Raw genomic sequence first — 9,290 nt, forward strand, 5'->3', positions numbered from 1 at the left:
CATGAATAGCAATTATTAACCCCTATTGTCAATTATAGTTAGCCAAATAGGGGCATATGCAATCAAGCAAAATTTTGTCATCTTTTGCAATATAAACCAACTGGATAATCACAGATATATCATAAGCACTCCGTCTTTATCCCCAAATTCTTTGTAGATTGAGTACAAATCCAGGTAAAACATTTTCTCCAGAAAGAGTTGGAGGTAATTTCAAAACTTACACCTCTCGTCCTGAATGATAAATTTCTACTTCCTGTTTTTTTCTGTTTATCAACCACTCTAATCGACACCCATTTTTTGTCATGGGAATATTTGCCGTTTTTGTTCGCTGACTGATGCTATAACAAATCTATATCCATTTTTGCACTACCATAAAAGCACATAAAAGTATTAAATGACTGCATTTTTCTGCAAACCTTCAGCCGCCAAAATATGATTATTAACTTGCTTAATCTCCTCCCTTTATTCTGTAAATTCAGGTTATAGTTTACTTCCCACTACTACCCAGGATAAATAGACTCATCAGAGTACCACTGTTCCAGAGACTATGTAGTAATATGGGAGCTAAAAGATTACGCGATCGCGTATAAATAAATCCTAAAACCATCCCTAAAGCCATTAAAGGGATAATTTCTGATAAGTTTAAATGGACAATTGCAAATACCAAGCTACTGACAATAATTGCTCCCCATACAGGGAAATAGCGAGTTAGGGAAGGTAGTAAAAAGCCACGGAAGAGAAATTCTTCAAAGAATGGAGCAGCAATACCCGCAGTACAGAAAAAGACGAACAAAGCTACAGAATCTTGGCTATCTAATACTAATTGCAACAGAGGATTACTACCACCTTGACCCTGCCATAACTTTTGATTAATCAGGGAAACTAATACTACTATGGGTAAAGCGACGCAATAGCCACCCAATCCCCACAAAAACCATTTTTCTTGGAAGCGCAAACGGAACCATCCAGAGGTAAGGGGTAAAAAGCTTTTAATGGATAGATACAAGACTGCAAGTGCTCCCAATGCTACCAGTAAATAGCTCAATAAAAGTAAAAATGCCTGGGTTTGTATATTTACCGGACGAGTAATGGGGAGTATCTGTAATAGCAAAGGCATGACAAATTGCCCAATCACAATTTGTCCTCCAAAGAAAAAACCAAAGATAAAAACCTGTAATATAGTTTCACTATCCCAAGGTGTTGACCAAGACAAGTCCTCATTTTTAGCCCACAGAGAATTTTTACCTTGAAAAATTCTCTGTATAATTAACACAATTAATAAAACAACACCGATGATACCAGTAACTAAAGGTAGGGTAATGACAATCCCTAGTTTGAATATTGCTCCTTCAGCATTTTCTTGAGCTTTGACTAACAAGTTAGATAAATCTGCTTCTCGTTGCTGTAGTTTGTATAGCTTGGTAAGACTAGTAAAGCGAAACCAACCTGTTAAATTGCTGGTAATTAATGTTTGGGCATTGGGTAAAATTCTGGGAGGATCGCTCCAAATTCCAGCCAAAACAAGTGCTGTTTCGGCAAAATTGGGGTTGACATCTGGTTTTTTGGCTAAATCTGTCCAAGTTTGCAGAGCTACATCTGTATTTGTTTGAGCTGCTTGTATAACTCCTAAACGTAAATCTAATTCTGCAATTAATTTTTGCAGCTGTTGTAGAGATTGTTGCAACTGTTTGCTTTCAGTATTCTCTGTTTCTCGGATATCTAAGGATGTAGTGGATTGTTGTGCCAGTTGTTTTTTGATTTTTGCCAAATTATCGGCAGCTGATTTACGTACTTGCTCATATTGTTTATTCGCAGTTTCCAAGGGCTGTTTGCCCAGAAAAGCAGTTTTTGCTGTTTCTACATTCTCAGGAGTATTATTTTCGGGATGCCATTCTTGTGCTTGGAGGAGAATATTAGTTTGATAAAGTTCCAAACTGCTTTGGATTTGAGGCTCTTGCCAACTTTTAAATAAAGCCAGACTATAAAAACATATTGCTACTAGTGTCAGTAAAATTAATAGCAACCGCTTGATTGTCATATTAGTTATCAATTATCAGTTATCAGGTTCCCCGGAGGAAAACCCTGTTCGCCAATTTTCTCTTCTCTCCTTAAATAAACCAATTGATAGGGTTTTTCTCCGTTATTTAAAAGCTTAAAGGATAAATGAGGTGATTGTCTCCTAGGCTTTGTCTTCACAGTTGCTTCTTTCACATCGCCTAATAGCATTTACAACCCACACATATGATTATCAAAGTATGTGTGGGCTGTGAGTTCATGATTTCCAATTCCAAGCAGCAACGGCTAAAGTCACCCAACCAGTCATTAAAGCTAACCCTCCGAATGGGGCTACCATACCAAAAGATGTTGTACCAGTTAAGCTCAGAGCATACAAGCTACCAGAAAAAATTACCACACCAGTTATGAATAGCCAGCCACTAGTTATGAGGGTGGTAGATGGAGATTTAATTAGAATCAGTAACAGAGCCACAATCATCAAAGCTAGGGCATGAAACATTTGGTAGCGTACACCAGTGGCAAAAATTTCCAGCGATCGCTCGCTAATTTTTGAGCGTAAAATATGAGAGCCAAAGGCTCCAATTGCTACAGACGAACCGCCTAAAATCGCTCCCAATGTCAAGAAAATCTGTGGCATTTCAGTTATAATTTGTCAACTCTAATATAGATATATCTTATCTATTACGGGAAAAGCCTATTGATTGCGATTAGGTTGCTCATAACTAGGCATCAAAATGATATAGTACTGAGCCTTCTTCGCTAACTTTAAAATTAGCGTTTAATTCTTGAGCTTTGATATCTAAATATTCTTTAGCTGTGGTAGGTGGTAATTGCGACTGCATAGCAAAACCTAACAAGGAGATCCGTCCCTCGTTTTCTTGTACCATACGGTAAAAAATGGATTGTAAATTTTTGCTTGCCTGTTCTTCGCTGGCTTGTTTCTCTTGCTTGCCTTGACGATATAATCCTAAAGCTAACCATCCTCCAATAGCTAAAGTCGGGAAGCCAAAAATTAAACCTTGCTTGGCAGTAATATCCAGTAGATAAAGAGCTTCTGTATTCAAAAATTCTTGGTAGTCACCATCAATACCTGGTGGAAGAGGTTTGAGCATTTTATGTTTATCAACCTCAGCAGAGATTGATAAAGTCATTAACATAACTCCAAGTGTTAACAGCCAACCAGCAGCCAATTTTCCAGCAGTTTTCATAGTCACATCTGGTGATTTAAGCTTTGTTTGCGATTGTAACCTTACTAGATGGAAAATGGGGAATCGGGAGTTGGGAATCGGGAGTTGGGAGTTGGGAGTTGGGAGTGGGTAAAAATAAGTAGTGCAAGCGTCTCGCTTGCTATTTCCCAAACCTGGGCAAGATGCCCAAACTGCTTGTTCAATTGATTTTTACGCGAATATATAAGAGCAACCTAAAATCAGGAATTCACAGTTCACGACAAGATATGGAGTTTTATCTTGCCGCGACTATCAGCTTAATTCCTTGTAGCTTCCAGTAAACGGGAGAAGTAAAAACGGCTACGTGTCATGGAATCACGTTGTACCGTAAAGCCATTTTTTTCCAAGACTTTGATCACATCAGTTTCTCGGTGCATATAAGCACGAGTTGTTTTACTCGGCCCAGGGAAGAAGCTACCAATTTTCTTGAGAATTGTCAAAAAACAGGTTTTGGGTGCAAAACTGAGAATAATCCGTGACTGTGCCACAGAACAAAGGTGAGAAATCATCTCATCCATTTTTTCCTGGGGATAGTGGATGAGTACATCTAAACAAATAACTGTATGGTAGTTACCATTAATGGCTTCTAAATCTTGTACGGCAAAGGTCGGATTATCATTGTTGTTTAAGGTATGTAAACCTCTTGCCTTTCCTTCCTCCACCATTTTTTCCGAAATATCGCTGGCATAGACTTTTGCCCCAGCTGCTGCTAGGGGTATGCTCAAGCTACCCACACCACAGCCTGCATCACAAATTGATATTTCTGTTAAGTTTTCATCTGCTTGCAGCCAGTTTAATACCTTATCAATTGTTTGTTGATGCCCATTACGGATGTCTAATTGGACTTTATTGACATCTCCATCTCCATAAATACGCTTCCAGCGATCGAAGCCGGTGGAATTGAAATAATCTTTAACAATAATTTTGTCGTCAGCTACGTTCATGCCCGTCTAGAAGTTAAAGGTTCCCAAGCCTTAAAATTACCATGTTTGCCTGTTCCCCAAAGTCATATGGCAATCAAATGTTATGGCAGAAAGAATAAGACAGTCCCGATGAAAAAATTTTTCACCATCAATTATCTAAGGTAGAATTTTTCCTTCCCTCCATCACTCCTGCTCCTTGCCCCCTGCTCCCTGCTCCCTGCCCCCTGCTCCCTACTCCCTGCTCCCTACTCCCTGCTCCCTACTCCCTGCTCCCTGCTCCCTGCCCCCTGCCCCCAATCTCTGCCAGGTAAGCTCCCTCCTAGCTTCATCAAAGTGCCAACGCAATAAATTCGCAGGTTGATTAACATCCATTCCTGGTAAACCAATTGCTTGACGAGGTGAGTCTGTAGCTAGTTTAATCGCTGTCCCTAGGTCGCAGATACCCCACTTAACTAAATTTTGGACTCCCACCAATAAAGGTAAAGTTGTTCCCGACAAGGTTCCATCTAAGAGCCTTGCAGTCCCATTTATCACTTCTATTTCCCGACTGTCCCAAGGATAAATTCCATCGGGTAATCCCAAGGGTGCTAAAGCATCGCTGACAAGAAACAGACCCTTGTCATAGTTACTGGCTCTGAGCAATATGTCTATCATGCTGGGACAAACATGTTGCCCATCAGCAATAAAACCACACATAACTTGTTGTTGGGTAATAGCTGCACCTAATAATCCTGGTTCTCGATGATGTAATGGTGGCATAGCATTAAAGGCATGAGTTACCATTGTTGCTCCCATATCAAAGGCTTGTTGTGCTTGGATAGAATTGGCTTGAGAATGCCCCAAGCTAACGGTTATGCCTAAGGAACGCAGATAGGGGATAACTTCACCTGTAGAATCTAATTCTGGTGCTAAAGTAATTATTTTCACAATGTGACCATAGTTACCCAAAACATGTTTGATATTTTCTACCGTCAGTGGTAATAAATATTCTGAAGGATGAGCACCTCTTTTTTGTAAATTTAAACACGGCCCTTCTAGGTGGACTCCCAAAATTTTGGCTCCCTGATTTTCAGGTAAAAAATTAGCAATCGCTTCTAATGAATTTTGTATATTTTCAACGGAAGTAGTAACTAAGGTGGGTAAAAAACTATCTATTCCCATATCCCACATAAATTTACAAATTTTTGCTAATAAATGCTGATTTTCTGTCCTTAAATCTGGAAATGCTAAACCTAAAGCCCCATTAATTTGTAAATCTAAACCACCTAAAGAAATCCAATCACCAGTAACATCTAAAACCTGTATTTTTTGGCTATTTTCCCAATTAGTCTCCACATCCATAGGAGATATTTGTTCAATTTTTCCTTGATGATTAATTAAAATTCTGTATAAATAATTTTCTTCATATAATTTGGCATTAATTATTTCTACTGGATTAATATTCATGTTTGGTATATTTAGTCTGAATCGCTCATTTTGCCAGATGCTAACTAATTTTAGACACAGTGGGTAGCAATAAAACCAATTAATTGAGATGATTACTTAACTATCAATCCAAAATCCAAAATTCTATGTCTCCCTTAATTGGCATTATTATGGGTAGCGATTCTGACCTACCGACTATGGAAAGTGCGATCGCAATTTGTGAAGAATTCGATGTTGCTTGTGAAGTGGCAATAGTTAGTGCCCATCGAACCCCAGAGAAGATGGTGGAATATGCTCAATCCGCTCATCAAAGAGGTATTAAAGTAATTATTGCTGGTGCTGGTGGTGCAGCTCATTTACCAGGAATGGTAGCATCCTTGACTCCATTGCCCGTCATTGGCGTTCCCGTAGCTAGCCGCCATTTACAAGGAATAGATTCTTTGTATTCAATTGTACAAATGCCCGCAGGTATTCCTGTTGCCACCGTAGCTATTGGTAATGCTAAAAATGCTGGACTTTTAGCAATACAAATTATTGCTACCCAGCAATCTGAGTTATTAGAGAAAGTACAAAATTATCGCCAAAACCTATGTAAATCAGTAATGGAGAAACAAACAAACCTAGAAAATCTCGGTTATAAACAATATTTACAACAAATGTAAATCAGAAAATAATAGCTGGCAATAGACAATTTATAGCGCTATGTGCAAGTAATAAGTAATAAGTTTACTGTTGGGGATTCAACAATATCCGCGCCCTAATTGCGTACTAATAGATGTTATTTTTTTAACAAAATAAATATATTCCTATATTCATATTTGGGTATATGAAATCAAAGTACAAGCATTATTTTTTATCTTGAACAAAAAATTAACATTTGTTTATAAAAGTGTAATATTTGTAGTCATATGGCTGGAAATGCTTGCACAATAGACAAACCAGCAAATAGGATAAAGATGGCTTTATTTTGCCCATTGTGCCTTTAGTTTTTCTTAAACTGATAAAATGTATTTAAGACTACAGATTTTATGGCTATTTATTGACAATACTAGTGTCTCAGTAATAAGCTAAGTCACTGGCAACAAATGATGAATATGTTTAGTGCCTAAGCTGGGAAGCACGAATTTATTGGTGGAGTTAGTAGAATATTAACTTGACCATATTATGGCATATATAATTGCAAGTAATTAAATATCTCTTAAAGAGAAACAAAACTCAATATTAAATGTTTTGAAAATGAATTAAATTATTTAACTATCTGGTTTCTAAACAAATACTTGCTGGTAATTAGTATCAGCAATTAAAGTAGGATAACTCTCTGACAATACAGAATATCAAAAACCATTTTGTTTGGACTGTAAATGAAGATAGTTCTGGAAATACTGAACATATTCCTAACTGTAAGGATGGTGTATGAGGATGCAGATGAAGCGTACAAAAAGATGGAAGTTGAAAAATAGGCGACAGTCCGCTCAATGGAGTCCCTATAACTCAAGAACAGAAAATATTTTTCAAACAATTAGTAATGGAATTAAAGGATTAACACCAAGCTGGCAAGCTTGTATTCCTATTGCTTGCTTGATTGTGTTGTTTTCTGGTTATGCTGCAATCGCCCAAACCCCTAAAGCAGTAAGCCAAGAAGACTTTGATAGCTTGAAGGTTGCAGTTGATACCTTGTGGGTCGCAGTCGCAGCCTTTTTGGTAATTTTTATGAATGCTGGTTTCGGAATGTTAGAAACTGGCTTCTGTCGGCAAAAAAATGCAGTTAATATCCTATCCAAAAACCTGATTGTCTTTGCTCTTGCTACCATTGCCTTTTGGGTAATCGGATTTGCCCTGATGTTTGGTGATGATGGTGGTAATGGTTTTATTGGTTTACAAGGATTTTTTCTGACAGGTGCAGATAATAGTCCAGCGACTGGAGATGCTTACAAGGGTGTATTTGGTGCTTTGAATTGGACTGGTATTCCCTTAGCAGCGAAATTTTTATTCCAGGTAGCATTTGCTGGTACAGCAGCTACCATCGTATCTGGAGCAGTTGCCGAACGGATTAAATTTATTGACTTCCTAATTTTCAGTGTCCTGCTAGTTGGTATATCCTACGGGATTACTGGACATTGGGTCTGGGGTGGCGGCTGGCTGGCTGGTATGGGCTTTTGGGATTTTGCTGGTTCTACCGTGGTTCACTCCGTTGGCGGTTGGGCTGCGTTAATGGGAGCAATCTTTTTAGGAGCGCGGACTGGTAAGTATCAAAATGGGGAACCGACTGCCCTTCCTGCACACAATATGAGTCTTGCTACCCTTGGTTGCTTGATTCTGTGGTTAGGTTGGTTTGGTTTTAACCCTGGTTCCACTATGGCTGCTGATAGTGGAGCGATCGCTCATATTGCTTTAACCACAAACCTGGCGGCTGCTGCGGGTGGTATTGCGGCTACCTTAACAGCTTGGGCACGTCTTGGTAAGCCAGATTTGTCCATGATTATCAATGGTATTTTGGCTGGTTTGGTAGGAATTACAGCACCTTGTGCCTACGTTAATTTTTTTAGTGCTGTAATCATCGGCTTAATCGCTGGAGTTATAGTAGTTTTCTCTGTAATTACAATTGAGAAAATGGGCGTTGATGACCCAGTTGGTGCCACCTCAGTCCACTTAGTATGTGGTGTTTGGGGAACCTTAGCAGTGGGCTTATTTGCAGCTGGTCCAGGAATTTATTCTTGGTATGGTGATGGTGCAGGTCCTACCAAAGGTTTATTGTTTGGTGGTGGATTTGGACAATTGTGGTTGCAGATAGTTGGTGTTGTGGCTATTGGTATATTTACTGTTGCCTTTAGCAGTGTGGTCTGGTTAATACTCAAAAATACCTTGGGTATTCGTGTCCCCCGACAAGAAGAGTTGGAAGGTTTAGATATTGGGGAACATGGCATGGAAGCTTACAGTGGGTTCCTTAAAGAATCTAGTACCGGTGGATTTATGGGATCTGATTATGGCGATGATGTTTCATCGGAAACTGGAGATATTCCCAGTACATAGATAATACTACTGGTAAAAGTATATTTCTGAAAACTGTTTCGGAAATGACACATAATCTGCATGGAGATGTTGCCTAGCAACGTCTCTATATTTTTGTTTAAAAGTATCAAAGGTTACAAAATAGATAATATCAAAAGTTGAGCAATAACCCATTGATAATTTCCTGCCTACTACAATCAAGAATGAATTTATTTGAGATTTTCGTCAATTAACTCAGAAAATAAGCGGTAAACATCAAAAAAAGATTTACCTCACACAAAGTTATTAGCGCAGAGAGACACATACAAGTGTTAAAGAAAATTGTGCTCGTGGGAGCGATTGCCATACTTTTCGGTGGTCTATTTATAGATAGTGCTGTTGCTCAAACACCCATAAGTTCTACCCCTATTAATACGGGCGATACGGCATTTATGTTATTTTCTGCCGCCTTGGTATTGTTAATGACACCAGGTTTGGCTTTTTTTTATAGTGGGTTTGTGCGATCGCGCAATGTTCTCAATACCCTAATGATGGGTTTTGTGGTCATGGGGATTGTAGGAGTAACTTGGGTTTTATGGGGTTACAGCCTTGCTTTTGCTCCAGGGAATGCCTTCATCGGTGGTTTGCAGTGGCTGGGATTAAATGGGGTTTTGTTAGGAGCTAGCGAATATGCACCCACCATTCCCCACCC

Annotated in this window: 7 protein-coding genes and 2 pseudogenes; 3 read left to right on the forward strand and 6 right to left on the reverse strand. The window is 38.9% G+C overall.

The window, feature by feature from the left end:
• Positions 1–136: 136 nt before the first annotated feature.
• From CALSC_RS27355 to nagA, 6 genes and pseudogenes are all read right to left on the reverse strand, one after another.
• Positions 137–295: pseudogene (locus CALSC_RS27355) on the reverse strand (Uma2 family endonuclease); the annotation flags it as partial.
• A gap of 192 nt (positions 296–487) precedes the next feature.
• Entirely contained in the window at positions 488–2,038 is a 1,551-nt protein-coding gene (locus CALSC_RS08440) for a CPBP family intramembrane glutamic endopeptidase (RefSeq protein WP_088240924.1), read from the reverse strand.
• A 234-nt stretch (positions 2,039–2,272) separates the two neighbouring features.
• On the reverse strand, positions 2,273–2,653 hold the full coding sequence (locus CALSC_RS08450; RefSeq protein WP_088240926.1) for a DUF423 domain-containing protein: 381 nt from the start codon (positions 2,651–2,653) through the stop codon (positions 2,273–2,275).
• 85 nt (positions 2,654–2,738) lie between these two features.
• A complete protein-coding gene (locus tag CALSC_RS08455) occupies positions 2,739–3,224 on the reverse strand; it encodes a hypothetical protein (RefSeq protein WP_088240927.1) in 486 nt (161 codons plus the stop codon).
• Between the two features lie 275 nt (positions 3,225–3,499).
• Complete coding sequence (gene bchM / locus CALSC_RS08460) at positions 3,500–4,186, reverse strand: magnesium protoporphyrin IX methyltransferase (protein ID WP_088240928.1); 687 nt, start codon at positions 4,184–4,186, stop codon at positions 3,500–3,502.
• A gap of 210 nt (positions 4,187–4,396) precedes the next feature.
• On the reverse strand, positions 4,397–5,611 hold the full coding sequence (gene nagA / locus CALSC_RS08465; protein WP_088240929.1) for an N-acetylglucosamine-6-phosphate deacetylase: 1,215 nt from the start codon (positions 5,609–5,611) through the stop codon (positions 4,397–4,399).
• 125 nt (positions 5,612–5,736) lie between these two features.
• On the opposite strand from nagA, the gene purE reads away from it, so the two are divergent.
• From purE to CALSC_RS08480, 3 genes and pseudogenes are all read left to right on the forward strand, one after another.
• The gene (gene purE, locus CALSC_RS08470) at positions 5,737–6,252 is read left to right on the forward strand and encodes a 5-(carboxyamino)imidazole ribonucleotide mutase (RefSeq protein WP_088240930.1); all 516 of its coding nucleotides are present in this window, start codon (positions 5,737–5,739) and stop codon (positions 6,250–6,252) included.
• A gap of 763 nt (positions 6,253–7,015) precedes the next feature.
• Positions 7,016–8,620, forward strand: a complete 1,605-nt coding sequence (locus CALSC_RS08475) for an ammonium transporter (RefSeq protein ID WP_088240931.1) — start codon at positions 7,016–7,018, stop codon at positions 8,618–8,620.
• A 287-nt stretch (positions 8,621–8,907) separates the two neighbouring features.
• Positions 8,908–9,290, forward strand: a pseudogene (locus CALSC_RS08480) (ammonium transporter); the annotation flags it as partial.

This window comes from Calothrix rhizosoleniae SC01, assembly GCF_900185595.1.
Classification (GTDB): Bacteria; Cyanobacteriota; Cyanobacteriia; order Cyanobacteriales; family Nostocaceae; genus Calothrix_A; species Calothrix_A rhizosoleniae.

Excerpts from the sequence above, each read along its gene's own strand:
- CALSC_RS08475 (WP_088240931.1), top strand. The coding sequence starts at position 7,016 with ATGAAGCGTACAAAAAGATGGAAGTTGAAAAATAGGCGACAGTCCGCT.
- CALSC_RS08440 (WP_088240924.1), bottom strand. The coding sequence starts at position 2,038 with ATGACAATCAAGCGGTTGCTATTAATTTTACTGACACTAGTAGCAATA.
- CALSC_RS08455 (WP_088240927.1), bottom strand. The coding sequence starts at position 3,224 with ATGAAAACTGCTGGAAAATTGGCTGCTGGTTGGCTGTTAACACTTGGA.
- bchM (WP_088240928.1), bottom strand. The coding sequence starts at position 4,186 with ATGAACGTAGCTGACGACAAAATTATTGTTAAAGATTATTTCAATTCC.
- purE (WP_088240930.1), top strand. The coding sequence starts at position 5,737 with ATGTCTCCCTTAATTGGCATTATTATGGGTAGCGATTCTGACCTACCG.
- nagA (WP_088240929.1), bottom strand. The coding sequence starts at position 5,611 with ATGAATATTAATCCAGTAGAAATAATTAATGCCAAATTATATGAAGAA.
- CALSC_RS08450 (WP_088240926.1), bottom strand. The coding sequence starts at position 2,653 with ATGCCACAGATTTTCTTGACATTGGGAGCGATTTTAGGCGGTTCGTCT.